The sequence below is a fragment of the Bradyrhizobium campsiandrae genome, from assembly GCF_014529705.1.
In the GTDB taxonomy this organism is placed as follows: domain Bacteria; phylum Pseudomonadota; class Alphaproteobacteria; order Rhizobiales; family Xanthobacteraceae; genus Bradyrhizobium; species Bradyrhizobium campsiandrae.
Genome location: NZ_JAANIH010000057.1, coordinates 34,089 through 58,810, shown reverse-complemented (window position 1 = coordinate 58,810; position 24,722 = coordinate 34,089). Strand labels below are relative to the sequence as shown.

Genomic DNA, 24,722 nt, shown 5'->3' with positions numbered 1-24,722 from the left:
AAGGCCGCGGCAATCAGGATGACGAGATATTGGTGAGCGATGCTGAGCAGAAGCAGGCCGAAGAAGGTCGAGGCCATGCCGATCGACAGCGAGTACGGCTGCGCCTTCTTGTCGGTGTAGTGGCCGACCACCGGCTGCAGCAGCGAGGCCGTGAACTGGAAGGCCAGCGTGATCATGCCGATCTGCGCGAAGTCGAGCGCGTAGGTATCCTTCAGGATCGGATACACCGAGGCGATCAGCGACTGCATGGTGTCGTTGAGGAAGTGCGAGAAGCTGATGCCGGCGAGCACGACATAGGCCGGCCCCGCGGCCGCGCTGGGGGCAGCAGGCGCGACGTCGTTGACGACGACGGGCTCGGTCAGGGTTTCCTCTGAAACGACGACAGGCTTGTTCACTGGAGCATCCCGGCAGGGGCGGCAGATTGCCGCGACCTCACAGGTACGATGCTGACGGCGGCCAAACCACCGCCAATCGCAAATGGCTGGGATGCGCCCGCTTACGCCGCGGCCTGCCCCAGCGCGGAGACGATGGTGTCGACGACGTCCTCGACCAGGATGCGGTCCTCGCCCTCGCCCATGACGCGGATCACGGGCTCGGTGCCGGAGGAGCGGATCAAAAGGCGGCCGTGGCCGTTGAGGCGCTTCTCGCCGTCGGAGATCGCGGACTTGACGTCGGTATCGTCGAGCGGCTTGCCGCCCTTGTGGCGGACATTCTTGAGGATCTGCGGCAGCGGATCGAAGCGGTGGCAGACTTCCGACACCGGACGCCGCAGCTTCTGCACCACGGCGAGCACCTGCAATGCGGCGACGAAGCCGTCGCCGGTCGTGGCATAGTCGGACAGGATGATGTGGCCGGACTGCTCGCCGCCGAGATTGTAGCCGCCGTTCAGCATCTGCTCGAGCACGTAGCGGTCGCCGACCGGCGTGCGCACGAGATCGAGCCCATGCCCTTTCAGGAAACGCTCCAGGCCGAGATTGGACATCACGGTGGCGACGATGCCGGGACGCGACAGCCGGCCGTCTTCCTTCCAGCTCTGCGCGATCACCGCGAGCAGCTGATCGCCGTCGACGATGTGGCCGCGCTCGTCGACCAGGATGACGCGATCGGCGTCGCCGTCGAGCGCGATGCCGATGTCGGCGCGCATCTCGCGCACCTTGCGCGACAGCGCTTCCGGCGAGGTCGAGCCGCAATCCTTGTTGATGTTGAAGCCGTCGGGCTCGACGCCGATCGGCACCACGTCGGCGCCCAGCTCCCACAGCGCTTCCGGCACCACCTTGTAGGCGGCGCCATTGGCGCAATCGATCACGACCCGCAGGCCGTCGAGCGAGAGATCGCGCGGCAGGGTGCGCTTGGCGAATTCGATGTAGCGGTCATGCACGCCGTCGATACGGCGGGCGCGGCCGAGGCTCGCGCTCTGCGCGAGGCTCTTTTCGATCGGCTCGTCGAGCAGCTGCTCGATCTGCTTCTCGACGTCGTCGGACAGCTTGAAGCCCTGCGGGCCGAACAGCTTGATGCCGTTGTCCTCGAACAGATTGTGCGAGGCCGAGATCATGACGCCGAGATCGGCGCGCATCGACTTGGTCAGCATCGCCACCGCCGGCGTCGGCATCGGGCCGACCAGCAGCACGTCCATCCCGACCGAGGTGAAGCCCGCGACCATCGCGTATTCGATCATGTAGCCCGACAGCCGCGTGTCCTTGCCGATCACGACCCGGTGGCGGTGGTCGCCGCGCTGAAATGCAAGGCCTGCGGCCTGGCCGACCTTGAGCGCGAGCTCCGGCGTGATCAGTCCGTTGGCGCGGCCCCGAATCCCGTCCGTCCCGAAATATTTGCGGCTCATATCGTCCCCCAACGCAACAACCAGGGACCCCCATAACAACCTTCGGGTGCCCGAACCGGCCCCGCATCCCTGATTTGCTGGGGTCTTATAAAGCCTGTGCGGCTAACTTGGCTTCAAAAAATATGATGAATCATTACGGAACCGGGAACCGCGACCGCCCGGCAACCCTTTGTTAACATTATATTTCCGCCTGAACCCGGGAAAATGGCGGAACCGCCGCTAGTCCTTCCGCTTGACGTGGCCGTCGCCGCGGCTCGGCGCCGGCTGGGTGACGTTGACGGGATCGGAACCCGGAAAGGTCTCTTCCAGCCCCTCCTCCAGCGCCTCGTCGAGGGCCTGCTTTTCCCTGATTTCCTCCGGCGAAGGCCCCGTGTGCGGCTTGGTCATGGCGTGGCTCCGGCAAACGATTTGGCTGCGCATCCAACCATGCTAGATGACCCCTCAATCTTCCAATGCAAGACTTCCTTCCAATACAAGACTTCCCATACGAGACGAGACGGGCCGGGGAACGTTCATGAAGCACATCACCTGTATCGACGACCTTCGCGCATTGCATAAGCGCCGCGTGCCGAAGGCGTTCTTCGACTATTGCGACCGCGGCTCCTATGCCGAGGAAACGCTGCGCGCCAATCGCGAGGACATGCAAGCGATCAAGTTCCGCCAACGCATCCTGGTCGACGTCTCCAAGCGCGACACCTCGACCACGATCCTCGGCGAACAATCCACCATGCCGCTGATGCTGGCGCCGGTCGGCCTGCTCGGCATGCAGCATGGCGACGGCGAGATTCATGCCTGCCGCGCGGCGCAGGCCGCCGGCATCCCGTTCACGCAATCGACCATGTCGATCTGCTCGATCGAGGACATCGCCGCCGCGGTCGACAAGCCGTTCTGGTTCCAGCTCTACGTGATGAAGGATCGCGGCTTCATCAAGGATCTGATCCAGCGCGCTGTCGCGGCGAAGTGCAGCGCGCTGGTGCTGACCGTCGACCTGCAGGTGATCGGCCAGCGCCATGCCGACATCAAGAACGGCATGACGGTGCCCCCTGAATGGTCGCTGTCGAAGCTGCTCGATTTCGCCAGCAAGCCCGCCTGGGTCTCCGGCGTGCTGCAAGGCAAGCGCCGCACCTTCGGCAACATCGCCGGCCACGTGAAGAACACTGAGGATCTCAACCGTCTCGCCGAATGGACCGCCTCGCAGTTCGACACCTCCCTGAACTGGAAGGACGTCGAGTGGGTCCGCAGCATCTGGCCGGGCAAGCTCATCATCAAGGGCATTCTCGACGTCGAGGACGCCGAGGAAGCGGCCAAGACCGGCGCGCAGGCGCTCGTCGTCTCCAACCATGGCGGCCGTCAGCTCGACGGCGCGCCATCCTCGATCGAGGTGCTGCCCGAGATCGCCGAAGCGGTCGGCGAGAAGATGGAGATCATGTTCGACGGCGGCATCCGCTCCGGCCAGGACGTGATGCGCGCGCTCGCGCTCGGCGCAAAATCCTGCATGATCGGCCGCGCCTATGCCTACGGCCTAGGTGCCGGCGGCCAGGCCGGCGTCGCCAAGGCGATCGACATCATCCAGAAAGAGCTGCTGACCACGATGGGCCTGTGCGGCGTCAACAGGATCGACGAGATCGACGATCACGTGATTGCGGTGTAGCCGCAAGGGCGCTGCCGTAGGGTGGGTTAGCTCAGCGGCCGCGCGCAGCGCGGTTCGTTGAGCGTACCCCACCAACTTTGCTCGGCATTTGCAGAAGCATGGTGGGTTACGGCAGCGGACTGCGCTTCGCGCAGCCGAGGCCTAACTCACCCTACGAATTCAGCGCACGCCTCACATCGGCGGCGTGATCCCGTCCCGCCCGACATTGACCCGGTTCGCCTCCAGCGTGCCGTCGTCCTTCTTCGCCGCACCGAAGATGATCAGCTTGGCGCCGGGCTTCACTTCCGCGAGGTCGCTGGCGACGAAGGTGACGATCGGCGTGCCCGGCGGCACCACGACTTTCTTCTCACCGTCCTTGTATTTCACCGTGATGTTCTGGCCGTCGGTGCCCTCCACCGTCTGCGCCACGGTGGCGTTGGTCATGGTCGAGTTGGCGCGGGCGTCCCAGGGACGGAAACCTTCGGCGGCGCCGCGCTGGTTTTCCGGAAAGATGTGGACGGCGATGGCCTTCTGCGTGCCGTCGGGCTCGGGCATGGCGGTGACGCCGATATAGGAGCCTTCCTTGATCTCGGAGAGCTCCGTCTTCACCACCGCGAAGACGGTGACATTGTCGGTCATGTTCACCTTCACCTCGTTGCCCTCGCGGGTCTTGATGTCGAGCAGCTTGCCGTCGACGCTCTCGATGGTGCCGCGGATGCGCACCGTCGGCGCCTGCTGAGCCGAAACCGACGAGGTCACGATGCAGGCGACGAAAGCAGCCGCGACGGCGCGCGGCATCCAGTTATTCAGGCTTGGCATGATTGTCCCCTTCGGGCGTTGGCGGCGATCAATCACTGCCCCCCCGTGCGACCGCCGCTATTCCGGGATTGCCCGATCACATCGGCGGGGTCAGGCCGTCACGGCCGACGCTGACGCGATTGGTCTCGAAAGATCCGTCGGGCAATTGCTTCATGAAGGCGATGACCTTGGCGCCGGCCTTCAGGTCCGAGATGTCGCCGGGAACGAAGGTCACGACCGGTGTCATATCGGAGACGAACACCTTCTTCTCGCCGTCCTTGTACTTCACCAGCAGCGTGTGGCCGTCATTGCCGACCACGCTCTCCGACACCGTGGCATTGGTCATGGTGGAATTCGGCTTGAGATCGTAGGGCCGCGAGCCTTCGCCGGTGCCGCGCATGCTCTCCGGAAACACGTGCACTTCGACGGCGTTGTCGCCGCCGTCAGGTCCGGGCACGGTGGTGGCGCCGACGAACGAGCCGACCTTGATGTCGGCGAGCGCGATCTTGGTGACGCCGACGACGCGCGCGTCGGAGGCGATATGGAGCTTGACGTCCTCGCCGCTGCGCGACTTGACCTGCATTGTATCGCCCTCGACGCTCTCGATCGTGCCGCGCACGCGGGTCGGCACCGGCGCCTTTTGCGCGGCGGCGGCAAAGGTGGAAGCCGCGACCATCGCGATGGCGATGACAGGGCGCGTGAAACTGGCACGTTGAATCGTCATTGATGTCTCCGATTGTCCCACAGGGTAGAACGCCGGAGACGGCGCACTATTCTCTCAAGTCTTTGTGAGATCGGCCTCGACGACCGCGCGCAGCTCGGCGGTCACCTCGGGCCGCCGGCCGAACCATAGCTCGAAGCCGCGGACCGCCTGGTGCAACAGCATGCCGAGGCCATCGGCGGTCTTCAATCCGCGAGCCGTCGCGGCGGCGAGCAGCTTCGTCACCAGGGGAACATAGACGAGGTCGGCAACGACCGCGTCTTGCGGCAGGCGCGCCACATCGATCTCGAGCGCGCCCTGGCCGTGCATGCCGAGCGACGTCGTGTTCACGAGAAGTTTTGCCCGCGGCAGCACCGCGTTGATCCCGTCCCAGGCGAGCGGACGCACGTTCGGCCCGAACTCCGCCGCGAGCGCCTCGGCCCGCGCCACGGTCCGGTTGGCAAGATGGACAGTGGCGAAGCCGCGCTCGAGCAGGCCGAACACCACCGCGCGCGAGGAGCCGCCGGCTCCCAGGACCAGCGCCTCGTCGGCCTTGTCCCATCCGGGCGCGCTGGCGTCGAGATTGCCCAGAAAGCCCTCGACGTCGGTATTGGTCGAACGCAGCTCGCCGTCTTCAAACCACAGCGTGTTGGCCGCGCCTACGGCCTTGGCGCGCGCATCGGGCGTGGACAACTCCAGCACGCCGACCTTGTGCGGAATGGTGACATTGGCGCCGACAAAGCCGCGCAGCGACAGCCGCAGCACGAAGTCTCGCAAATCGTCGGGCGGAACGGCCTCGATGACATAGCCGCCCTCGATTCCGAGCGTGCGCAGCCAATAATGATGGATCAGCGGCGAGCGCGAATGCGCGGCCGGCCATCCGATCAAACAGGCAGCGGGCGGTCTGGGCACGTCGTCGTTCCCTTGAAAGCGTGTTCGGGAGGCGATCCATTTCGCGTCCCGCGGGCGCTGTCAAGCGCGTGGGCGCCGCAGCGCAACGGCGATGATCGCAGCCAGCGCCAAAGCTGTCCCGGCGGCGATCCAGATCGCGGCAAGATTGATCCTGACATAGGCGAGCGCGCCGGCGGCCGAGCCGGCAACCAGAGCCGCCCACAGCAGGAGGTTCGGCACCCAGCCCCAGCGCGGTCCGCCGGTGAGGCTCACGGCGAGAAGCTGGCCCATCTTGACGAGAGCGCCGGTCACATAGGTGAGGCCGAGCCCCGCGCCGCCATCGATCTGGAACACGGCGTTCTCCAGGCCCATCGCGAGCACGATCGCCGCGACCGCAAGATTCGGCAGGGAGTAGGCATGGCTGATCCCGGCAGCGCCCAGCAGCACGGCCTCGATCAGGAGCAGCCAGGGCCGCCGTTCGACATTGCCGCCGAGCACGACGAGGCTGCCGGCTGCGGCTCCGGCCACGAACAAGGCGATGAGGCCGAGCGCGCCACCGGCCTGCCACCATTGCGCGTTCGCGAGGCTGACGCCGAGGCGCGTGGAATTGCCGCTCATGAAGGAGACGAACAGGCCGCCGAGATGCAGGAAGCCGATGCCGTCGACATAGCCCGCCAGCATGCTGAGCGCGCAGGCCAGCGCAACGTCACGACGCGAATTCAGCATGCCGATGCACCACCGCAATGAGCTCGCGGCAGTGTCGGTCAAATCATGCGGCTTGAGAAGGGCACGGCGTTAGCTTGCCGCGACCTCATCGAGCGCCGGCCGGGCTCCGGTTTCGGCGCTCTTGATGTCGGCGACCGCGCGCTCGATGGTCTGGCGATAGCGTGCACGTCGGGGGCTCACGCCGTGGGTCAGCAGCGCGCGGCGCACCGCGGGCGAGGCGCCGGTGATGAACAGCCGGATGCCCTGGCGCTGTGCCTTGGCAGCGACGCGCCCCAGCACGTTCGCTGCGGTGGAGTCCAGGAAGGGCACGGCCGCGAAATCGACCACGAGCGCCTTGCGCTTGTCGTCGACGCCATCGAGCACGCCGCCGATCACCGAGGCCGCGCCGAAGAAGAACGCGCCGGTGATGCGGTAGACCAGCACGTCGCGATCGACTGCAAGGGTGGAATCGTAAGGCACGCGTTCGCCATCGCCGTCGTCGGGACGATCGGCGGCAACCAAAGGCGTGCGTTCCTCGATACCCGTCATTTCCGCCATGCGATGGATGAACAGCACCGCGCCGAGCGCAAAGCCGACCAGAATCCCCTCGGTCAGGTCGCGGAAGATAGTGAGCAGGAAGGTTGCGAGCAGCACGACGGCATCGCCCCAGGACGAGCGCAACAGCGTTGCGAATTCGCGCTTCTCCGCCATGGTCCAGGACACCACGACCAGCACGGAAGCGAGCGCGGCGAGCGGGATGTAGCTTGCAAGCGGGGCTGCGACCAGCATGAACAGCAGCAGGAAGACGGAGTGCAGCATGCCCGCCAGCGGTCCGCGCGCGCCGGCGCGGATGTTGGTGGCGGTGCGCGCGATCAGGCCGGTGACGCAGATGCCGCCGAACAGCGCCGAGCCGATATTGGCGGCGCCTTGCGCCACCAGCTCGCAATTGGAGCGGTGACGGCGCCCGGTCATGCCGTCGGCCACCACGGCCGACAGCAGCGATTCGATCGCTGCGAGCAGCGCAAAGGAGATCGCATCGGGCAGCACCGCCTTCGCCTTCTCGAACGAGAACGCCGGCAGCCCCGGCGACGGCAATTCGCGCGGGATGCCGCCGAAGCGGCTGCCGACGGTCTCGATCGGCAGCGACAGCACGGCCGTTGCGATCGCCGCGAGCACGACTGCAATCAGGATACCGGGCCAGGACGGCCGCCAGACCCGCAACGCCGCGATGATGGCGATGCTGACCAGCGCGACCGCGACAGCGGCGGGGTTAATGGTGTTGAGACCGCCGGCGAGCGCGACGAGCTTCGGCACGAACTCGCTCGGCTCCTTCCCCGAAAGTGTGATGCCCGAGAGATCACGCAGCTGGCTTGCAAAGATGATCACGGCGATGCCGGCGGTGAAGCCGACCGTGACGGGATAGGGAATGAACTTGATATAGGTGCCGACACGCAGCAGGCCCGCGGCGATCAGCATCACGCCCGCCATCAGGGTCGCGAGAATGACGCCGTCGACGCCGTGCCGCTCCGCCGTCACCGCGACCAGCACGATGAAGGCACCCGCGGGCCCGCCGATCTGGAAGCGGCTGCCGCCGAGCAGCGAGGCGATGAAGCCGCCGACGACCGCGGTGTAGAGACCGCGGTCCGGCGTCACGCCGGAGGCGATCGCGATCGCCATCGACAGCGGCAGCGCGACGATGGCCACCGTGAGGCCCGCGAAGACATCGGCGCGGAAATCCGCAAGGCCATAGCCTTCGCGCCAGACGGTGACGAGTTTTGGCAGATACAGTTCGGCGAAGGTCGGTCGACGCAGCTGGTGCAGCCCGCTTGCGCTTTCGCTGGTGATGCTCATTTCCAAAACGCTCCGCCGCCCACAATGCTCCACTGCATCGTGCGGCCGCGTGCTTCGGCGCGACGGTGCGTTGGTTCAGACTCTCTCCGGCATGATCATCGCAGGATCATGCCCCCACGCGGCGCGGCGCCCCCGGCTCCTTGAGACGAACCCCGCGTCCGCCGCTGTCGCTGCGGGCCTGCTCGCCGATCAGCTCGACGCCGGCCCGCTCGAACGCCTCGACCACCTTGATCAAGGTCTCGACCACGCCCCGCACATTGCCGGTCGAGGCCTCCATCCGCTGGATGGTCGGCAACGACACACCGGCAAGTTCGGCCAGGGTTTTCTGGTCGATGCCAAGCAACGCGCGGGCTGCCCGCATCTGGAAGGACGTGATCACCTTGGCCTCACGGTTTAACTGGTATAAGTGATATCTGAGATATATACAATGATGTAAAATACATCATCTGGAGAGGAAGGCAAGAGGTCCCCCGCAGTCTCCTCCGTCATTGCGAGGAGCCCTTGCGACGAAGCAATCCAGACCGCCTCCGTGGAGACAGTCTGGAATGCTTCGCGGAGCCTGTCGTCGGGCTGCGCTTCGCGCGGACCCGTTGGCTCGCAATGACGTGGAGAGAAATGCGGGCTCTTCTCCTCTCCCAGCGCAAGCGGGAGAGGAGTGAGAGTGTCGTGTGTCCCTAGCCGCTCACGCCGCGTGCTGATGCGCGGCGATGATCTGGTCGGCGGCGCGGCCGGTGACTTCGGCCATGTGGTCGAACTGACGGGTGAAACTGCCGGCGCCGGCCGTGGCCGAACGCAGCTCGACGATCAGCTCGCCGATCTCGGCTTCCGGCATCATGGCGCGGACGCAGTCCCAGCCGCTCCAGCCGTCGCGGGTGTCGAAGCCGAGGATCTGGCCGCGCCGCGCCGACAGGATCGCATTGATCTTGGCGGTGGCATCGGTCGGACAGACGATCTCGACCACGTGGATGGGCTCCAGCAGCACCGACTGGCACTGCGGCAGGCCTTCGTTGAGTCCGATCCGCGCCGCCGTGCGGAAGGCGAGGTCGGACGAGTCGACGCTATGATAGGAGCCATCGGTCAGCGTCACCTCCACGTCGGTGACAGGGAAGCCGAGCGGGCCGCGGGCGAGCCCGTCGACGACGCCCTCCTCCACCGCGCCGATATAGTTGCGCGGCACCGCGCCGCCGACCACCTTCTCGGCAAACCTGAAGCCCTCGCCGCGCGGCAGCGGCTTGATGTCGAGCACGACATCGCCGAACTGGCCGTGACCGCCTGACTGTTTCTTGTGGCGGCCGCGCTGGGTGATCGGCTTGCGGATGGTCTCCTGGTAGCCGATCGCGGGCGGATGCGAGGTGATCTTGACGCCGAAACGGTCGCTGAGCCGCTCGCTGGCGACACGCAGATGCATCTCGCCCTGTCCCCACAGCACGGTGTCGTGGGTCTGGGCGTTCTGCACGATGACGAGCGAGGGATCCTCTTCGTGCAGCCGCATCAAGGCCTGGCCGAGCTTGACGTCGTCCTTGCGGTCGGTGGCCGCAACCGAGATGGCGAGCACCGGCGGCGTCGGCTCCGAGGCGGCAAGTGCAGCCGGCGCGGTCTTGCCGCTCGAGACGGTGTCGCCGGTCTTGACCGCATCGAGCTTGGCGAGCGCCACGGTGTCGCCGGCCTCGGCCGAGGCACGCTTGCTATCGTAAGCGCCGCTGACGGCGAGGATGCCGGAGATGCGGCTCGCACCGCCGGAGGAGGATTGCAGGGTGGCACCGTCGTCGAGATGGCCGGCCAGCAGCCGCGTCAGCGACAGCTTGCCGCCATGCTGCGAATGCAGCGTCTTGAAGACGAAGCCGAGCGCATCCTTGGTGGCGGGCGCGCCGAGACGTTTCGCGGTGTCGGCGATTCCAGGCGCCTCGTGACGCAGCGCCTTCATCAGCCGCAGCACGCCGTTCTCGCGCGCGGCCGCACCCAGCAGCACGGGGCAGATCAGCCCCTCGCGCAATTCGCGGGCGAGGTCGTCGAACACGGCATCGCGCGGCGGCTGGATGTCCTCCAGCAACTGCTCCATCAGCGCGTCGTCGTGATCGGCGAGCTTCTCCAGCATCGAGAAGCGCGCCTCCTTCTCGCGATCGAGATCGCCGCCTTCGAGTGCAACCACCTCGGACGCCTTGTGCTCGCGATAGATGAACGCACGTTCCAGCGCGAGATCGACAAAGCCCTCGATCAGCTCGCCCTTCCAGATCGGGATCTGGCGCAGCACCAGCGGCACACGCGAGGCGGGCTGCAGCATCGCGAGCGTCTCGCGGATGCGCTTGTTGGCGCGGTCGATCTTGTTGAGGAACAGGAAACGCGGGATCTTCAGCTCCTCCAGCTCGCGCAGGATGATCTGAAGCTGGGGCAGCTTCTTCTCGTCGGCCTCGCAGACCACGATGGCGGCGTCGACCGCGGGAAGCGCGGCGCGCATGTCGTGCGCGAACTCGACCGAACCGGGACAGTCCAGGAAGGTGTAGCTGTCGCCCATGAAACTCGTCGTAGCGGCAGTGAGCCCGACCGTCATCTTGTGATGGCGGGCCTCGGGCGTGGCGTCGCCGACGGAGGTTCCGGCGTCGACGCTGCCGGCGCGCGGGATAGCGCCCGTGCGCGCCAGGATCGCTTCGAGAAGTGTGGTTTTACCTGATTGGAAAGGGCCCACCAGCGCGATGCACCGTGGACCTCGGGGACTTCTGACGTCTTGTCCCATTTCGCCGCCTCCTGTTTTGGAGCTCGGCCCATGATTGGGTCGGCAAACGCAGATGCTCTGCCCGTCCCCGAGATTTGGCAAGCATCAAACGTCGCTGCGGTGCGTCGTCAGTTAGACCAAGTCTTATAATGCCTGATGCGATGAGTTCAGGCATCCGCATGGTGTTCCACCTCTCCCCGACGGAGAGAGGTGAAGCAACACCGTCGTTGGCGCTTTAACGACCGGGGCGAAGTTCCAGGCTCTCGAGTCCGGCGGCGACGTTGAGGCCGACCTGGCCTTGCACGCTGAGCGGCTGCAGCGCGATCGAGTTGTTGGAGCCGCCGACCAGCGCGTTGCCGCCGAGGCCGACGCCGACCGAGGCGCTGCCCTGCGCACCGGCGTAATTGCCGGAGAGATCGCCGGGGCCGAGCCGGTCGACCGGCGCGAACACACCCCAAGCGAGCGTGGTTTCCTGGGTGATGCCGAGATCGAGGCCCACTTTGCGAATGGTCGCGACGTAGCGGTCTTCGGGCAAGCCGTCGGCCCGCAGCACGCAGCCGAGATTGGTCACCGAGCCCACGATGAAGCCGACGCTGGCACCGCCGCGGCATTCGAGCACGCCGACCCGGACCATCCGCTGCTGCTGAGCGTCGCTGCTTGCGGCGGAGGCAACGAGGCTGGCGGCGGCAAGCCCGGCGAAAATGAACGAACGGCGCATGAAATATCTCCGGCTATGTGTGATGCGAGCAGAGAGAGCACCCCACCCGTGTGGCGCGATGGTCTATGCCACAAGAGCCGCAATGGTGCCAGATCCTCCGTCATTGCGAGCCACCGGGTCCGCGCGAAGCGCGGCCCGATGACAGGCCCAGCGAAGCAATCCAGAGTCTTTCCGCGGAGGGATTCTGGATTGCTTCGCTGCGCTCGCAATGACTGGGATAGAGCGGTGCGCCTCTTACTCTGAATAAATCTTCTCCACCGAACAAAAAAGGCCCGCCGAAGCGGGCCTTTCCAGTTTGCACGGTCGCGATCAGCTTACCGCAGATTGCCGCAGAAGCGCTGGATGCGCTTGCAGGCGTCTTCCAGGTCCGAGGTCTTGGTCGCGTAGGAGATGCGGAATGCGGGGCCGAGGCCGAAGGCCGAACCCTGCACCACCGCGACGCCTTCGGTCTCCAGGAGCTCGGTGACGAACTGCTCGTCGTTTCCAATCACATTGCCCGACGGCGCTTTCTTGCCGATGGTGCCGGCGCAGGACGGATAGACGTAGAACGCGCCCTCGGGGCGCGGGCACTCGATGCCATTCGCCTGGTTGAGCATGGAGACGACGAGGTCGCGGCGCTCCTTGAACACCTTGTTGTTGGCGGGGATGAACTCCTGCGGACCGTTCAGCGCTTCCACCGACGCCCATTGCGCGATCGAGCACGGGTTCGAGGTCGACTGCGACTGGATGGTCGCCATCGCCTTGATGAGCTGAGCCGGGCCGCCGGCATAGCCGATGCGCCAGCCGGTCATGCAATAGGCTTTCGACACGCCATTCACGGTGAGCGTGCGGTCGTAGAGGCTCGGCTCGACCTGCGCGACGGTGGTGAACTGGAAGTCGTCATAGACGAGATGCTCGTACATGTCGTCGGTCATCACCCAGACATGCGGATGCTTGACCAGGACGTCGGTGAGCGCCTTGAGCTCGGCGCGCGTATAGGCCGCACCCGTCGGGTTCGACGGCGAGCACAGGATCACCCATTTGGTCTTCGGCGTGATCGCGCGCTCGAGCGCCTCGGCGCCGAGCTTGAAACCTGATGCCGCGGTGCAGACCACCGGCACCGGCTCGCCGCCGGCGAGCGCCACCATTTCGGGATAGCTGACCCAGTAGGGCGCGGGGATGATCACCTCGTCGCCCGGATTGATGGTGGCCATCAGCGCGTTGTAGAGCACCTGCTTGCCGCCGGTGCCGACGATGATCTGGTTCGGCTTGTAGGCGACGCCGTTCTCGCGCTGAAACTTGGCGATGATGGCGTCCTTCAGCTCGGGGATGCCGTCGACCGCGGTGTACTTGGTCTTGCCGGCCTCGATGGCGCGGATCGCGGCCAGCTTGATGTTGGCGGGCGTGTCGAAGTCGGGCTCGCCGGCGCCGAGGCCGATGACGTTGCGGCCCGCCGCTTTCAGCGCGCGTGCTTTATCCGTGACCGCGATGGTCGCGGACGGCTTCACACGGTCGAGCGCAGCGGCAAGGAAGGACATCGTCATCTCCTGACAAGCGTCGTGAACCCTTTGGCCTCACGACTCTGATTGTGGGAATGCAGACACCCTAAAACGTGTGCCGCTGCACCGCAAGAAACTTCGGTCCGATCTCGCAAAATATACGGATTTGCTGCGGCGGGAGGCACGATTTCCGGCAATTTTCCGCAACTTTGGCGGGCGCCCCCCTCACATTCGGCAAGGCTTGTCCTCGGAGCAATTCGGCAAGCCGCTGAAGCGCCACAAGGCCGACAACGGCTGACGCAAGACCTTTCGAGCGACAAGACATTTAGAGCGACAAGACATTTAGAGCGAAAATACCTGCGACCAAGCGTCAGCCGTGGCGAGATCGCCGCCGTCGCCGCTGCGCACACGATTGCGCGACGTGATGCGTCGCACATGCTGACGCAAGCGTGATCCAATTTACAGCTTGGCTCGAACATGATCTTCCCCGACGTTGCAGTGCGGTAGGGGTTTCGAGTTTTTCTAGGGCCCAGCCCTTGCGGAGGATTCGCGTCGGCATCATTGTTTAGCCGCGGTCCGGGGCAATATGCACCGCGCCTCTTTCGTCCTTTGCCCGTCCTTCGGAATCGAACTCCCAGAATGTACAAGCTCTATTCGATGCAACGCTCGGGCAACAGCTACAAGGTCCGCCTTGCGCTGGCGCTGCTGAACTTACCTTACGAAGCGATCGAGGTGGACATTCTGCGCGGCGAGAGCAAGACGCCGGACTTCCTGGCGAAGAACCCGTCGGGCCAGGTGCCGCTGCTCGAGGTCGGCGACGACAGGTATCTCGCCGAATCCAACGCCATCCTCTGGTACGTCGCCGTCGGCACGCCGCTCGCACCTGAGAACCGGATCGATCGCGCCGAGGCGCTGCAATGGATGTTCTTCGAGCAGCACGCGCTCGAGCCCAACATCGGCGCCGCCTATTTCTGGCTGTCGCTGGTCAGGGGCGGCCGCGACCTGCAGACCCACGCGCTGGAGGACTGGATGGAGCGCGGCTACGGCGCGCTCCAGGTGATGGAGAACCATCTCAAGACCAACTCCTATTTCGCGGCCCGCCAGCTCACGGTCGCCGACATCGCGCTGTACGGCTACACCCACCTCGCCGACCGCTGCGACTTCGACCTTGCGCCCTTCCCGGCGATCCGGGACTGGCTGAAGCGCGTCGAAGCCGCGCCGGGCTTCGTGTCGATGGACTGGCGGCCGGCCGACATCGACAACCCCGCCAGCATCGCCGCGGGCGCCTGAAACCGGTGCAACGTTAACGAATAGCGGGCATCGCGTTAACCTTTGCCCCAATCCTGCCGTTTTCGGCGCGTTCGCCGCCGCAATATTGCCGGTTGAAATGGTGAAATTGTTCGACATCGCGGGTGATTCGCTCGCACGTTGAAGGATTTAGACCCATGATGCGGGCGTCCGGCACGGTCGGCTTTCAGGGCCAAACCGATACCGTCTCGTCTTCCCGGTTGACCAATGCGGTCGCGGCCTCGCTCGCCGTCGCCGCCCTCTCGCTGTGCCTGATCGTCACCGTCACGGTGCTGTCGACCAAGGCGACCATGGCGATGGGTCTGCCGGTCTGATTCCCGTTTCATCCAGGAGAGCCTTCAAGGTGCCGCGCGGCCCCCGCGCCTGATGGCATCGTGACGGGACACCGATGAAATCGCCTGTGGTCATCGTTGCAATCACCCTGACTGCGGCCATCCTGGTCGCGGCATCGCTGTTGATTTTCGTCGGCACCCGCAAGGGCCCGGGAACGTCGACGCAGAATGCGCCCGCGCCGCAGCAGCGCATGACGCACACGCATTTGGTCTAAAATCATCCGAAAGCTTTGAGCGCCCAGGCATGCCCGGGTTAAGCGCGCCGCACGAAACCGCATTACGCTTGCGCAACCATGGGTCAGTCTGACCGCCTTATCTCGTTCAGGAAGGAACGAGCGAAACCCATGCGGTTCGGCTGGCGCACCATGTCCGGTCCCATGCTGACGGCAGCGGTCGCACTGCCGGCGATTCTGCTCGACCGTCACGCCTCCGCGCTCTCGCTTGCGCCGCTATACGTCGGCATCGTGGCCTTGGCCGGATCGCTCTCGGGCTTTCCATCCGCGCTTGGCAGCGCCGCAATCGCCGTGATCGGGACGGCCCTGCTCGCGCTCAGCCATCGCACCGGGCCTGGTTTTGCCGCGGACGATCTCGCGCAGCTCGGCCTGCTTGCGCTGACGACGGCCGGCACCGCAGGCATCACCGGCCTTGTGCGCGAACGTCTGCTCGATGCCTTCGCCGCCGAGCAGCGCAACCACGCAACAGCCGCGCGCTTGTCGGCGGCGCTCGACCAGGTCGATATCGGCATCGTCCTGCTCGATGCCGAGACCCGCGCCGAATTCATCAACCGCGCCTTCCGCGACTATTTCGCGCTGCCCGACGAAAAAGCCGACGACAAGCCGCCCTTCATCGCGCTGATGTATCACGGCCGCGACACCGGCGCGTTCGAGCTGCCGGAGGACGAGCTCGGCATCTTCATCGCGCAGCGCATGGAGATGGTGCGGGTCGGCGACGCCTCGCCGATCAACATCGCCTTACGCAATGGCGAGGTCCTGCGTTTCGTCTGCACCGCGCTGCCCGACGGCGGCCGCATGCTGAGCTATACGCCGGTGACCGACCTCGTGCGCCACAGCGACGCGCCTGATCGCGCCGACTATTATCGCTCGCTGCGAGATCCGACGGGACGGAAGCTGATGCGCTATCTGCGCGTTGCCGAGTGATGCGCGGCAATTGATCGGAGCCCTCATCGTCACGTATGAAGGGCGCCTCATCGACCCACGGATGTCCCACATGTCGCTCACCATTCGCTCCGTCAACCGGCAGGACCACGATCAATGGCTGCCGCTGTGGGACGGCTACAACGCTTTCTACGGCCGCTCCGGTCCGACTGCGCTCGCCCCGGAGATCACCGAGATGACTTGGCAGCGCTTCTTCGATGCCTATGAGCCGGTGCATGCGCTGGTCGCGGAGAGCGACGGCAAGCTGCTCGGCCTGACGCATTACCTGTTCCATCGCAGCACCACGGCGATCGCGCCGTCCTGCTATTTGCAGGATCTGTTCACGAACGAGGCCGCGCGCGGCAAGGGCGTCGGCTCGGCGCTGATCCACGGGGTCTATGAGCGCGCCAGGCTTGCGGGCTCGCCGCGGGTCTACTGGCAGACGCACGAGACCAACACCACGGCGCAAAGCCTGTACGACAAGGTCGCGGAACGCTCCGGGTTCATCGTCTACCGCAAGGTCTTCTGATTTCCCCGGACCGGGCGACCCTGTGGATAACTCCAGATGTCACCGGCGCGTTACATCCCGGGATTAGGTTGCAGTTGCGTCTGATCAGGCCCCCCGTCACCGATCAAGCGCCCCAGGCGGTCCCCGTCAGTCGCCGCGTCTACGGGGGCCGCATTTTTTTGTCTCCTCCTGTCAGCATGGCAGCAACGCAAGCGACCGCTTGCCGGTGCGGTGCACCGCGGTCACAATGAGCGTCTGCTTTGTTTTGACAGGATCTCCCATGGAAATTCGTAATCTCGGCGGCTCCGGCCTGCGCGTGTCCGCAGTCGGGCTCGGCTGCAACAATTTCGGCCAGCGTATCGACCTCGAAGCCTCGCGCAAGGTGATCCACCGCGCGCTCGATCTCGGCATCACGCTGTTCGACACCGCCGACATTTACTCGAACCGGGGCGGCTCCGAAAACGTGCTCGGCGCGGTCCTCGGCGACCGCCGCAAGGACATCGTGCTGGCGACGAAATACTCCAAGCCGATGACCGAGGACGGAACCAAGCAGGGCGCCTCGCGCCGCTACATCATGGACGCGGTGGAAGCGAGCCTGAAGCGGCTGAAGACCGACTACATTGATCTCTACCAGCAGCACGACTATGACCCGCTGACGCCGATCGAGGAGAGCCTGCGCGCGCTGGACGATCTCGTCCGGCAGGGCAAGGTCCGCTACATCGGCAATTCGAATTTTCCGGCCTGGCGGATCGCCGAGGCCGAATATGTCGCGCGCGCGATGAATGTCTCCAGGTTCGTCTCCTGCCAGGACGAATACTCGCTCGTCGTGCGCGACATCGAAAAGGATCTGCTGCCGGCCGCAACGGAATACAATCTCGGCCTGTTGCCGTTCTTTCCGCTCGCCAGCGGACTGCTGACCGGCAAATACCGGAAGGGCGAGGCCGCGCCCGGCGATACCCGCTTCGGCCAGACGCCGCGGCTGCGCGACCGCTACGTTACGCCGCGCAACGAGGACATCGTCGAGAAGCTCCAGGCCTTCGCGACGGCGCATGGCCATTCGATGCTGGAGCTCGCCTTCTCCTGGCTCGCTGCGCGCCCGCAGGTGTCGAGCGTGATCGCGGGCGCCACCCGCGCCGAGCAGGTCGAGCAGAACGTCAAGGCGATCGCCTGGCAGCTCAGCGCCGAGGAGATGGCGGAGATCGACAAGATCACGCTGGGATGATTGCCGCGGCGCGGCGCTACTGGGCGCCGCGTCCGACCGTCTGCTTGACTTCAAAACCTTCGAACTGGGGATGGCCGAGATAGAGGGGCTTGTTGTCACCAGCGCGGGCATGCGCCGCGCGGAACGCTTCCGACTTGGTCCAGGCCTCGAACGCCGCATGGTTCGCCCATACGGTGTGCGAGGCATACAGCGTATGGTCCTCCAGTTCCGGCCCTTTCAGCAGATGGAATTCGACGAAGCCCGGCACCTTGTCCAGATGCGTGTCGCGCGAAAGCCATAGTTGCTCGAAGGCGACTTCCGATCCCTTGGCGACGCGGAAGCGGTTCATGGCGATGTACATGGCGGATCTCCTCCTGTTCGGCTCATCATGTCGTCATTCCGGGACGCGCCGCAAGGCGCGGGCCCGGAATCCATTTGGCGGCAGAACGTGTCGAGGGATGGATTGCCGGGTTCGCGCTTACGCGCGCCCCGGAATGACGGCCGTGGTGGTCAGGCCACCAGCCCCTTCATCGGCCCTGCGCCGGCGCTATCCGGGAACACCGTCTGGGCCAGCACTTGATCCGACAGGTCGAACTGTCCCTGCAGCACACCCTTGATGACGGAGCGGAGATCGGTGGTGGGCTTGAGGTCGCGGCCCTCATAGAGATTGGCAGGCTTGAGGCCGGGCCAGTCGGAGATGACGCGGCCGCCCTTCACCGCGCCGCCGGCGAGCAGTGCGATGGTGCCGGTGCCGTGGTCGGTGCCATCGGTGCCGTTGATGCGCGCGGTGCGGCCGAACTCGGTGGCGACGACGACGATCGTGTCGCGCCAGCGATCGCCAAGGCCGCTTTCGAATTCGGCGAGCGCGCCGTCCAGACCGCCGAGCAGAAAGGCGAGGCGCCCGACCGGGCCGCCTTCATTGGCGTGCGTATCCCAGCCGTCGAAGGCGAGCGCGGCGATGCGCGGGCCGTCATCGGCGGCCATCAGTTTGGCAGCGCCGCGCGCGACCTGGCGCATCTGCGCAACCTGATTGCCGGGCTTCGGCTTCATGTCGTCGCCGGTTGCAGCCTTCTCCAGCTGAAGCCCCTGCGACAGCGCCGAGGCCAGCACGGGATCGCGGTGACGGTAGAGATCGACCAGTCGCATCGCGGTGTCGTCGTCGGCCTGCGGCAGCGCGACCGGCGCCCAGCCGACGGTCGGCGCATTGCCGCGCAGCACCAGCGGCGTGGTGGGACCGACGGCAAGCCCGCTCGACACGCGCTCGCCGCGCGGCAGCGCCTCGAGCGCGCGATTGAGCCAACCGGACTGCACCCGGCCCGGACCGGCATAGCCGCTTTCGAGCACGTCCTGGCCGTCGAAATGCGAGCGATCGCGATAGGGCGTCGAAACGGCATGGATCACCGCGGCGCGCTGGTCGCGGTACATGCGGGCAAATTCCGGCATCTCCGGATGCAGCGCGAAGAAACCGTCGAGCTTGATGGCAGGATGTGCGCCGTCCGCGGCAAGCGCGATCGAGCCGTGCAGGCCGGCATAATCGGGGTCGCCGACCGGCGCGACGGTGGCGAGCCCGTCGAGCGCGCCGCGCAGGATCACCACGACCATACGCGGGTCGCGCCCGTCCGCCGCGCGGGCGAATTTCGGCAAATAGGCCCAGGCCGCGAAGGAGGCGCCGCCGAGCAGAAGGCCGCGGCGCGAGGTGAGGAGCCGGTTTTCGACGCAGTCGATCATATCTTCATCTCCTCTGCAGTTCCGGCGACATCAGCAGCAGCGCCAGGGCCTGCTGGCGCGATTCCGCGCGCTCGATGGTCCGCCGCGTTTCGGCCGATGCCGCATCGCCGGCGGCGAATTCCAGAAGGTCGAGCGGATCGATGTTGGGTCCGAGCCGCGCGCCCATCTGCGAGGCGATGTCGAGCCGGAGCTTCATGCCCTCGGGCGCGGCCCACGCCGCGGCGGTGTCAGGAAAGCCGTTGGGGCCGGCCGGCGTCCACAAGGGTTGGCCAAGCAGGTTCAGACTGTTGAGATAGAAGCCGGGATCCTCCGGCACGCGCGCGAGCAGCCGCCCGCTCGCGACCAGGAAATCGTAGGGCGAGCGCATCTTGGTCAGCGGCGCCATCCAGGCTTCGTCGGAATCGACCAGAGCCGTAGCCACCGCCTTGAGGTCGCCGTCGGTCCTGACAAAGACGTCGCGCAAACGCGCCACCAGCGCCGGCGGCGGATCGTCGGCGACGAAGTGGCGGGCGAATTTGGTGGCGATGAAGTTCGCCGTCGAGGGATGACGCGCGATGTCGGCGAGCGCTGCCTCGCCCTGGGCGAGGCCATTCGCCTCATAGGTCTTGCCGAGCAGCACCTGCGGCCCAGGCTGATGCGCATTGGCATTGAAGGCAAAGGAGCCGGGCGCACCGATCTGCCCTTTCCGGCCGGCAAAGGTCCAGCCGGTGATGATGCGCGCGAGCGAGGTGACGTCCTCTTGCGTATAGCCGCCGCCGACGCCGAGCGTATGCAGTTCCATGATTTCCCGCGCGAGGTTTTCGTTCAGTCCGCGCTTGCGGTTCTGGCCGGCGCGCGAATCCGGTCCGAGCGATTGCTGGTTGTCGAGGAAGAACAGCATCGCCGGATGCTGCTCCACCGCCTTCAGCATGTCGGCAAAGCGCCCCAGCACATGCGGACGGATCGCCTCGCGCTCGAACGCGCCGGCCCACATCCGCGCCAGCTCGCCCTTGCTGGCGGAGATGCAGAAATGGTTGGACCAGAACACGACCAGGCGCTCGGTGAAGCCGCAATCGACCAACATCGCGCGCTGCAGCCGCGCCAGCGCTTCAGTGCGAAAGATCTTCTGGATCACGTTGAGCGGCTGCGCCGGCTTCGCAGCAGCCGGCGCAGCGGCGCCCGGCGGCGCGCTGTCAGGCTTCATCGCGTCGGCGGGTTTGGTGTCGGCAGGTTTGGTCTCGGCCATCTGACCGGCAATCTCGGTCATGACCGTATCGAGCGAGAGATTACGCCGTAACTGGTTGTCCGGCTTCTGCTCGGCGGGCGGCACCGGCGCTTCGGTCGGCGTCGCAGCCTTCGCTGCCTCGCGCGCCTGCTTGACCTGGTCCTGATAGGCAAATGCCGCCTGCCCGAGCTGCGGCGTCGATTGCAGCCCTGGCGCCTCCAGCAGCACGCCGAAGGGACGCGCCAGTTCCGCCTTCACGAATCCGCGCGGATCCGAGGCGGCATTGACGAGATCGCCGGATGCGCCGCCGCGGGCCCCGAAGCCGAAGCGGTTCAGCGCGACGAGGGCGGCTTGCGAATCGCGGGCCATCGGTTTGTCCTCCGCGCGCTGCCGACCGCTTTTCGAGTCCGTGCGCGGCGCCTAATATACCGCAGCGACAGATGAACCCGACATGAAAATGACGGCAAAGCTCCGACGTAGATCATGACAAATCCGCAAGAAATGGCGCTCCCGCAACCGGCCCCGCGGCGCCTTGCCTGTTCCCGATGCGGCGCCGAGTTCGGTTGCGATCTCTCGGGCGATTGCTGGTGCGCGGAGGAGACGGCCAAGCTGCCGATGCCGGTGAAAGGCGAGGATTGTTTGTGCCGGGAATGTCTGCGCAAGGCGGCGGCTCTGCGTTAGACGCGAGCGCGCACAACATAATCAATGTCGTCCCGGCGAAGGCCGGGACCCATACCCCCAGGGAGAAATTATGCGAAGACTGGTCGTTGGTACTCCGACCAGACACACACGATAGATCACGCGGTATGGATCCCGGCCTTCGCCGGGATGACGGTGTGCCCTACACCGGATACCCCGGCGATTTCCGCGCCATGCCGTCGAACGCATCGAGCAGCTTTTCGCGCCAGGCATAAACGGGGTCATCGGCCTCGAGCAGCCTGAACGGGCTCACCACGCGCGCCCATTGGAAACCGCCGAACACGATGTAGTCGGCATAGTTCGGCGCGGCTCCGCCAATGAACGGCTGCGTCTTGAACGTCTGCCGCATGATCTCCAGCGATTTGCGGAATCCAACGACGGCGGTGTCGCGGCTCGCCATGACCTGTTCCAGGCTCTTGCCGCCAAAACGCGTCTCGCGCGACTTTCGGAAATAGGCGGCATCGATTTCCGCCAGATTGTTCGGGATGTCGGCAATGATGAGCGGAAAGATGCCCCCGACGATGGCGATGTCGCCCCACGCGTTGATCATGCGCGCCATGGCGCGCCCACCCTCGCCGCCGAACAGCGACGGACGATCCGGAAAATTGTCTTCGAGATATCTAGCGATCGTCCAGGAATCGACCACGGGCGTGCCGTGATGCAGCAGCACCGGGACCTTCTCCGAGCCGTGCGGTGCGATCGCGCTCTTCTCGGTGAACCGCCACGGCAGCGATTCCGCCGTCAACCCCTTATGCGCCAACGCCATCCGCGTACGCCAGCAATAGGGGCTGAAGGGACGCGAGGCATCGGTGCCGACGAGTTCGTAGAGCTTGAGCGACATGTTGGTATTCCCATTGCGAGCGCGACGACTTGTCCGCCGAAGCCTTGGCGAAGGCGGAAGCAATCCAGACTGCTTCCGAGGAGGCATTCTGGATTGCTTCGCTTGCGCTCGCAATGACGATGTGGCGCTACCGCCCGTTGGTTCGCAGCAGCCTCTCGCCGTCCTCGGTCACGGCAATGACGAGGCCGAGGCCGGGCAGCGTCTCGCGCGCGACGAAGCCGCGGTCTGCGGCGTCCTCCCAGATGGTGAGGCGCGGGCACGAGGTCTTCCAGGTCGAGATCACCTCGGCATAGGCGCGCGGCTCGCGCGCGATCCATTCGACAAAATCAAGCACCAGCGGGTCGGCCGTCTCGCTCATTGCAAACCTCCCTTGGTCAAGGCAGCCAGCACCGGCGTGCGCACGAAGAGCCAGCCACCATAGGCGATGTAGTAGCAGGCGATGGTGGTGATCAGCTTGTTCGACCAGGCGATGAATTGCTGGTCGGTCATGGCTTCGAGAATGCGTCGCGCCAGCGTGGTTCCGAGCATGGACGCTGCGATCGCGACGCCGGCAAGGACCGGATCGAGCGAGGCGGCCTGGTCGATGATGCCGCCGAAATAGATCAGCTTGGTGAAATGGCTGACGAGCTGGCACATCGCCTTCGTCGCCACCTTCTCGCGCCGGCCGAAATTGCCGCCGAGGAAGAAGGTGTCGAGCAGCGGACCGGAAACGCCGGTCATCAGCATCAGGCCCATGCAGATCGTGCCATAGACCGTGCCCTGCCAGAGTTGGTCGGGGTCGGGCTTGATGTTGGCCGGCAGCAGCCGCGCCATGAAGGGCGTCGCGCCCAGCATCAGCAGCGCCATCGGCTTATCGGGCACGTAGCGGGTGAGCGACCACGCCGCGAGCGCGATGGCGGCGCCGACCATGTAGTTCGCGACCGGCCGCCAGCGAATATGCGCGCGCCACAGCAGAGCGCGCCAGCCGTTCGAAGCCATCTGCGTGATCGCGTGCAGCACCATCGCAGTCGGCAGCGGCATCAGGGCCAGCAGCACGCCGATCAGGATCAGCCCGCCCGCCATGCCGAACAGCCCCGACAGGAACGCCGTGGCGACCATCAGCAATCCAAGGGCAGCGATCATGATGGGCGTCACGTGAGAATTCTCCTGTGGATCAGCAAAGTTAGGGACGCAGACTGTTCGTTCTCCCTCGCCCCGCGTGCGGGGAGAGGGTTGGGGCGAGGGGGAATCTCCGCGAGGGAGGTGACAGTCGGATTCGCGGAGAGTCCCCCTCAACCGCCACGCTGCGGGTGTCGGCCTCTCCCCGCAGGCGGGGAGAGGCGAAGCACACCGCCTCGGCTTCGGCAAATCAGCATGAACTCCAAGGATATTTGTGCCTCGCTTGCTCCACCTGCGCAAACTGAGTTATCTTGGCCTGGCATCAGGTTTCCTGAGGGTACGAACTTTGCGGCGGCTGCTCTTTCTCAACGGCATCAAGGCGTTCGAGGCGGCGGCGCGGACCGGCAGCTTTGCCGCAGCCGGCGTCGAACTGAGCGTGTCGGCCGCCGCCGTCAGCCGCATGGTGCATCTCCTGGAAGAACGGCTCGGCGTCGCGCTGTTCGAGCGCAAGGCGAACAGGCTGGTGCTGACGCAGGCCGGCCGCGCCTATCAGAGCGGGCTGACGCCGATCTTCGACGCGCTCGCCAGCCTCACCGCGCAGGTCACGGCGCCGGCGAGCGTGCGCGTGCTGACCATCGGCGTCGGCCATACGTTCGCGATGCGCTGGCTGATCCCGCGGCTGTCGGAGTTTCGCAGCGAAGAGCCCGACATCGAGGTGCGCTTCACCACCGGCGGCGCCGAGGTGCCGTTCGGCGAGGACTGGAGCTGCGGCATCAAGCTCGGCACCGGCGACTGGCCGGGGCTGGTTGCCGAACCGCTGTTCGCGGGCGATTTGACGCCGGTCTGCGTGCCCCGCCTCGCCAGCGGCCTGAAGCGGCCGGCCGATCTCAAAGGGCCCGGCCTGATCCGCGTCACGCATTCGCCGGACGATTGGCCGATCTGGCTGAAGGCCGCAGGCCTCACCCGCATCAACGCACGGGGTCCGGAGTTTCAGTTCTACGGCCAGGCGCTGCAGGCCGCCGCCGACGGGCTCGGCATCGCCATGGGCATCCGCCCCTATATCGACGACGACCTCGCCGCCGGACGGCTGGTGGCGCCGTTCGACCTCTCGGTGCCCAAGGGCATGCGCTGGTATCTGCTCTACCGCGGTTTCCAGACTGAACAGCGCGACTTTGCCGCGTTTCGCCGCTGGATCATGCGCGCCGCCGCGGAACCCGCCGCCCGTCCGAAACGGGTCGGACGGACCGCCGGGCGGAACTAGATTCTGGTTTTGACGCGTTTTCTCGACGCGAACCGGTATCCACTTCGCCTGAATACGCTCTGGCGCA

At 65.7% G+C, this 24,722-nt stretch carries 27 protein-coding genes; 9 read left to right on the top strand and 18 right to left on the bottom strand.

All coding sequences use genetic code 11. From position 1 onward, the window contains the following. The 3 genes from G8O24_RS32195 to G8O24_RS32185 all read right to left on the bottom strand — a co-directional run. Positions 1-395, bottom strand: a 395-nt coding sequence (locus tag G8O24_RS32195; protein ID WP_188106406.1) for an MFS transporter, incomplete at its 3' end; no start/stop codon positions are given. 101 nt (positions 396-496) lie between these two features. Continuing rightward, the gene (gene glmM, locus G8O24_RS32190) at positions 497-1,840 is read right to left on the bottom strand and encodes a phosphoglucosamine mutase (protein ID WP_188106404.1); all 1,344 of its coding nucleotides are present in this window, start codon (positions 1,838-1,840) and stop codon (positions 497-499) included. A 219-nt stretch (positions 1,841-2,059) separates the two neighbouring features. Further along, a complete protein-coding gene (locus G8O24_RS32185) occupies positions 2,060-2,227 on the bottom strand; it encodes a hypothetical protein (RefSeq protein ID WP_188106402.1) in 168 nt (55 codons plus the stop codon). 127 nt (positions 2,228-2,354) lie between these two features. Between G8O24_RS32185 and G8O24_RS32180 the strand changes: the two genes are divergently transcribed. Next, the gene (locus G8O24_RS32180; RefSeq protein WP_188106400.1) at positions 2,355-3,491 is read left to right on the top strand and encodes an alpha-hydroxy acid oxidase; all 1,137 of its coding nucleotides are present in this window, start codon (positions 2,355-2,357) and stop codon (positions 3,489-3,491) included. A gap of 171 nt (positions 3,492-3,662) precedes the next feature. Here G8O24_RS32180 and G8O24_RS32175 read toward each other — a convergent pair whose 3' ends face one another. The 9 genes from G8O24_RS32175 to G8O24_RS32135 form a co-directional block, all read right to left on the bottom strand. Beyond that, positions 3,663-4,268: a single stranded DNA-binding domain-containing protein gene (locus G8O24_RS32175; RefSeq protein ID WP_188106411.1), complete on the bottom strand. Its 606-nt coding sequence runs from the start codon at positions 4,266-4,268 to the stop codon at positions 3,663-3,665. A gap of 97 nt (positions 4,269-4,365) precedes the next feature. Further along, complete coding sequence (locus G8O24_RS32170; protein WP_188106398.1) at positions 4,366-4,992, bottom strand: hypothetical protein; 627 nt, start codon at positions 4,990-4,992, stop codon at positions 4,366-4,368. Between the two features lie 54 nt (positions 4,993-5,046). Then, entirely contained in the window at positions 5,047-5,880 is an 834-nt protein-coding gene (locus tag G8O24_RS32165; RefSeq protein WP_188106396.1) for a shikimate dehydrogenase, read from the bottom strand. Positions 5,881-5,940: 60 nt separating this feature from the next. After that, the gene (locus G8O24_RS32160) at positions 5,941-6,585 is read right to left on the bottom strand and encodes a YoaK family protein (protein ID WP_188106393.1); all 645 of its coding nucleotides are present in this window, start codon (positions 6,583-6,585) and stop codon (positions 5,941-5,943) included. Positions 6,586-6,654: 69 nt separating this feature from the next. After that, positions 6,655-8,415, bottom strand: coding sequence for a SulP family inorganic anion transporter (locus tag G8O24_RS32155; protein ID WP_188106391.1), 1,761 nt, complete (start codon positions 8,413-8,415; stop codon positions 6,655-6,657). Positions 8,416-8,521: 106 nt separating this feature from the next. Next, positions 8,522-8,794, bottom strand: coding sequence for a helix-turn-helix domain-containing protein (locus tag G8O24_RS32150; protein WP_188106389.1), 273 nt, complete (start codon positions 8,792-8,794; stop codon positions 8,522-8,524). A 303-nt stretch (positions 8,795-9,097) separates the two neighbouring features. Further along, positions 9,098-11,146, bottom strand: coding sequence for an elongation factor G (locus G8O24_RS32145; protein ID WP_188106387.1), 2,049 nt, complete (start codon positions 11,144-11,146; stop codon positions 9,098-9,100). Positions 11,147-11,360: 214 nt separating this feature from the next. Next, the gene (locus tag G8O24_RS32140; RefSeq protein ID WP_188106384.1) at positions 11,361-11,843 is read right to left on the bottom strand and encodes a DUF992 domain-containing protein; all 483 of its coding nucleotides are present in this window, start codon (positions 11,841-11,843) and stop codon (positions 11,361-11,363) included. A gap of 314 nt (positions 11,844-12,157) precedes the next feature. Continuing rightward, complete coding sequence (locus G8O24_RS32135; protein WP_188106382.1) at positions 12,158-13,360, bottom strand: pyridoxal phosphate-dependent aminotransferase; 1,203 nt, start codon at positions 13,358-13,360, stop codon at positions 12,158-12,160. A 600-nt stretch (positions 13,361-13,960) separates the two neighbouring features. On the opposite strand from G8O24_RS32135, the gene G8O24_RS32130 reads away from it, so the two are divergent. From G8O24_RS32130 to G8O24_RS32105, 6 genes are all read left to right on the top strand, one after another. Further along, entirely contained in the window at positions 13,961-14,611 is a 651-nt protein-coding gene (locus G8O24_RS32130; RefSeq protein WP_188106380.1) for a glutathione S-transferase family protein, read from the top strand. A 155-nt stretch (positions 14,612-14,766) separates the two neighbouring features. Next, complete coding sequence (locus G8O24_RS32125; RefSeq protein ID WP_188106378.1) at positions 14,767-14,943, top strand: hypothetical protein; 177 nt, start codon at positions 14,767-14,769, stop codon at positions 14,941-14,943. Positions 14,944-15,017: 74 nt separating this feature from the next. Continuing rightward, positions 15,018-15,176 (top strand): hypothetical protein, encoded by a 159-nt coding sequence (locus G8O24_RS32120; RefSeq protein WP_188106376.1) that lies wholly within the window; start codon positions 15,018-15,020, stop codon positions 15,174-15,176. A gap of 129 nt (positions 15,177-15,305) precedes the next feature. Beyond that, positions 15,306-16,118, top strand: coding sequence for a PAS-domain containing protein (locus G8O24_RS32115; protein WP_188106374.1), 813 nt, complete (start codon positions 15,306-15,308; stop codon positions 16,116-16,118). 70 nt (positions 16,119-16,188) lie between these two features. Further along, entirely contained in the window at positions 16,189-16,644 is a 456-nt protein-coding gene (locus G8O24_RS32110; protein ID WP_188106372.1) for a GNAT family N-acetyltransferase, read from the top strand. Between the two features lie 259 nt (positions 16,645-16,903). Further along, positions 16,904-17,845, top strand: coding sequence for an aldo/keto reductase (locus G8O24_RS32105; protein WP_188106369.1), 942 nt, complete (start codon positions 16,904-16,906; stop codon positions 17,843-17,845). A gap of 16 nt (positions 17,846-17,861) precedes the next feature. Here the strand turns inward: G8O24_RS32105 and hmuQ are convergent, their stop codons facing one another. The 3 genes from hmuQ to G8O24_RS32090 all read right to left on the bottom strand — a co-directional run bounded on the left by hmuQ (position 17,862) and on the right by G8O24_RS32090 (position 21,125). After that, on the bottom strand, positions 17,862-18,185 hold the full coding sequence (gene hmuQ, locus G8O24_RS32100) for a heme-degrading protein HmuQ (RefSeq protein WP_188106367.1): 324 nt from the start codon (positions 18,183-18,185) through the stop codon (positions 17,862-17,864). A gap of 149 nt (positions 18,186-18,334) precedes the next feature. Next, on the bottom strand, positions 18,335-19,552 hold the full coding sequence (locus tag G8O24_RS32095; RefSeq protein ID WP_188106366.1) for a DUF1501 domain-containing protein: 1,218 nt from the start codon (positions 19,550-19,552) through the stop codon (positions 18,335-18,337). A gap of 4 nt (positions 19,553-19,556) precedes the next feature. Further along, positions 19,557-21,125, bottom strand: coding sequence for a DUF1800 domain-containing protein (locus tag G8O24_RS32090; RefSeq protein WP_188106364.1), 1,569 nt, complete (start codon positions 21,123-21,125; stop codon positions 19,557-19,559). Positions 21,126-21,239: 114 nt separating this feature from the next. Here G8O24_RS32090 and G8O24_RS44540 point away from each other — a divergent pair, with 114 nt between their 5' ends. Further along, positions 21,240-21,437, top strand: a complete 198-nt coding sequence (locus G8O24_RS44540) for a cysteine-rich CWC family protein (protein ID WP_244646104.1) — start codon at positions 21,240-21,242, stop codon at positions 21,435-21,437. A gap of 160 nt (positions 21,438-21,597) precedes the next feature. On the opposite strand, the gene G8O24_RS32085 is transcribed toward G8O24_RS44540, so the two are convergent. The 3 genes from G8O24_RS32085 to G8O24_RS32075 all read right to left on the bottom strand — a co-directional run bounded on the left by G8O24_RS32085 (position 21,598) and on the right by G8O24_RS32075 (position 23,430). Beyond that, positions 21,598-22,296 carry a glutathione S-transferase family protein gene (locus G8O24_RS32085; protein WP_188106362.1) on the bottom strand — a complete coding sequence of 233 codons (699 nt, stop codon included), beginning with the start codon at positions 22,294-22,296 and terminating at the stop codon, positions 21,598-21,600. Between the two features lie 127 nt (positions 22,297-22,423). Beyond that, positions 22,424-22,654, bottom strand: a complete 231-nt coding sequence (locus G8O24_RS32080; protein ID WP_188106361.1) for a hypothetical protein — start codon at positions 22,652-22,654, stop codon at positions 22,424-22,426. Then, on the bottom strand, positions 22,651-23,430 hold the full coding sequence (locus G8O24_RS32075) for a TSUP family transporter (RefSeq protein ID WP_188106359.1): 780 nt from the start codon (positions 23,428-23,430) through the stop codon (positions 22,651-22,653). Before G8O24_RS32075 ends, G8O24_RS32080 begins: the two co-directional genes overlap by 4 nt. 310 nt (positions 23,431-23,740) lie before the next feature. Here G8O24_RS32075 and G8O24_RS32070 point away from each other — a divergent pair, with 310 nt between their 5' ends. Continuing rightward, positions 23,741-24,655 (top strand): LysR substrate-binding domain-containing protein, encoded by a 915-nt coding sequence (locus tag G8O24_RS32070; protein WP_188106357.1) that lies wholly within the window; start codon positions 23,741-23,743, stop codon positions 24,653-24,655. Positions 24,656-24,722 lie beyond the last annotated feature (67 nt).

Bases quoted from the DNA above. Each gene is read 5' to 3' on its own strand.
- G8O24_RS32115 (WP_188106374.1), top strand. From the start codon at position 15,306: ATGCGGTTCGGCTGGCGCACCATGTCCGGTCCCATGCTGACGGCAGCG.
- G8O24_RS44540 (WP_244646104.1), top strand. From the start codon at position 21,240: ATGACAAATCCGCAAGAAATGGCGCTCCCGCAACCGGCCCCGCGGCGC.
- G8O24_RS32145 (WP_188106387.1), bottom strand. From the start codon at position 11,146: ATGGGACAAGACGTCAGAAGTCCCCGAGGTCCACGGTGCATCGCGCTG.
- G8O24_RS32130 (WP_188106380.1), top strand. From the start codon at position 13,961: ATGTACAAGCTCTATTCGATGCAACGCTCGGGCAACAGCTACAAGGTC.
- G8O24_RS32170 (WP_188106398.1), bottom strand. From the start codon at position 4,992: ATGACGATTCAACGTGCCAGTTTCACGCGCCCTGTCATCGCCATCGCG.
- G8O24_RS32155 (WP_188106391.1), bottom strand. From the start codon at position 8,415: ATGAGCATCACCAGCGAAAGCGCAAGCGGGCTGCACCAGCTGCGTCGA.
- G8O24_RS32160 (WP_188106393.1), bottom strand. From the start codon at position 6,585: ATGCTGAATTCGCGTCGTGACGTTGCGCTGGCCTGCGCGCTCAGCATG.
- hmuQ (WP_188106367.1), bottom strand. From the start codon at position 18,185: ATGTACATCGCCATGAACCGCTTCCGCGTCGCCAAGGGATCGGAAGTC.
- G8O24_RS32120 (WP_188106376.1), top strand. From the start codon at position 15,018: ATGAAATCGCCTGTGGTCATCGTTGCAATCACCCTGACTGCGGCCATC.
- G8O24_RS32110 (WP_188106372.1), top strand. From the start codon at position 16,189: ATGTCGCTCACCATTCGCTCCGTCAACCGGCAGGACCACGATCAATGG.
- G8O24_RS32095 (WP_188106366.1), bottom strand. From the start codon at position 19,552: ATGATCGACTGCGTCGAAAACCGGCTCCTCACCTCGCGCCGCGGCCTT.
- G8O24_RS32135 (WP_188106382.1), bottom strand. From the start codon at position 13,360: ATGTCCTTCCTTGCCGCTGCGCTCGACCGTGTGAAGCCGTCCGCGACC.
- G8O24_RS32175 (WP_188106411.1), bottom strand. From the start codon at position 4,268: ATGCCGCGCGCCGTCGCGGCTGCTTTCGTCGCCTGCATCGTGACCTCG.
- G8O24_RS32090 (WP_188106364.1), bottom strand. From the start codon at position 21,125: ATGGCCCGCGATTCGCAAGCCGCCCTCGTCGCGCTGAACCGCTTCGGC.
- G8O24_RS32125 (WP_188106378.1), top strand. From the start codon at position 14,767: ATGATGCGGGCGTCCGGCACGGTCGGCTTTCAGGGCCAAACCGATACC.
- G8O24_RS32180 (WP_188106400.1), top strand. From the start codon at position 2,355: ATGAAGCACATCACCTGTATCGACGACCTTCGCGCATTGCATAAGCGC.
- G8O24_RS32105 (WP_188106369.1), top strand. From the start codon at position 16,904: ATGGAAATTCGTAATCTCGGCGGCTCCGGCCTGCGCGTGTCCGCAGTC.
- glmM (WP_188106404.1), bottom strand. From the start codon at position 1,840: ATGAGCCGCAAATATTTCGGGACGGACGGGATTCGGGGCCGCGCCAAC.
- G8O24_RS32185 (WP_188106402.1), bottom strand. From the start codon at position 2,227: ATGACCAAGCCGCACACGGGGCCTTCGCCGGAGGAAATCAGGGAAAAG.
- G8O24_RS32140 (WP_188106384.1), bottom strand. From the start codon at position 11,843: ATGCGCCGTTCGTTCATTTTCGCCGGGCTTGCCGCCGCCAGCCTCGTT.
- G8O24_RS32085 (WP_188106362.1), bottom strand. From the start codon at position 22,296: ATGTCGCTCAAGCTCTACGAACTCGTCGGCACCGATGCCTCGCGTCCC.
- G8O24_RS32080 (WP_188106361.1), bottom strand. From the start codon at position 22,654: ATGAGCGAGACGGCCGACCCGCTGGTGCTTGATTTTGTCGAATGGATC.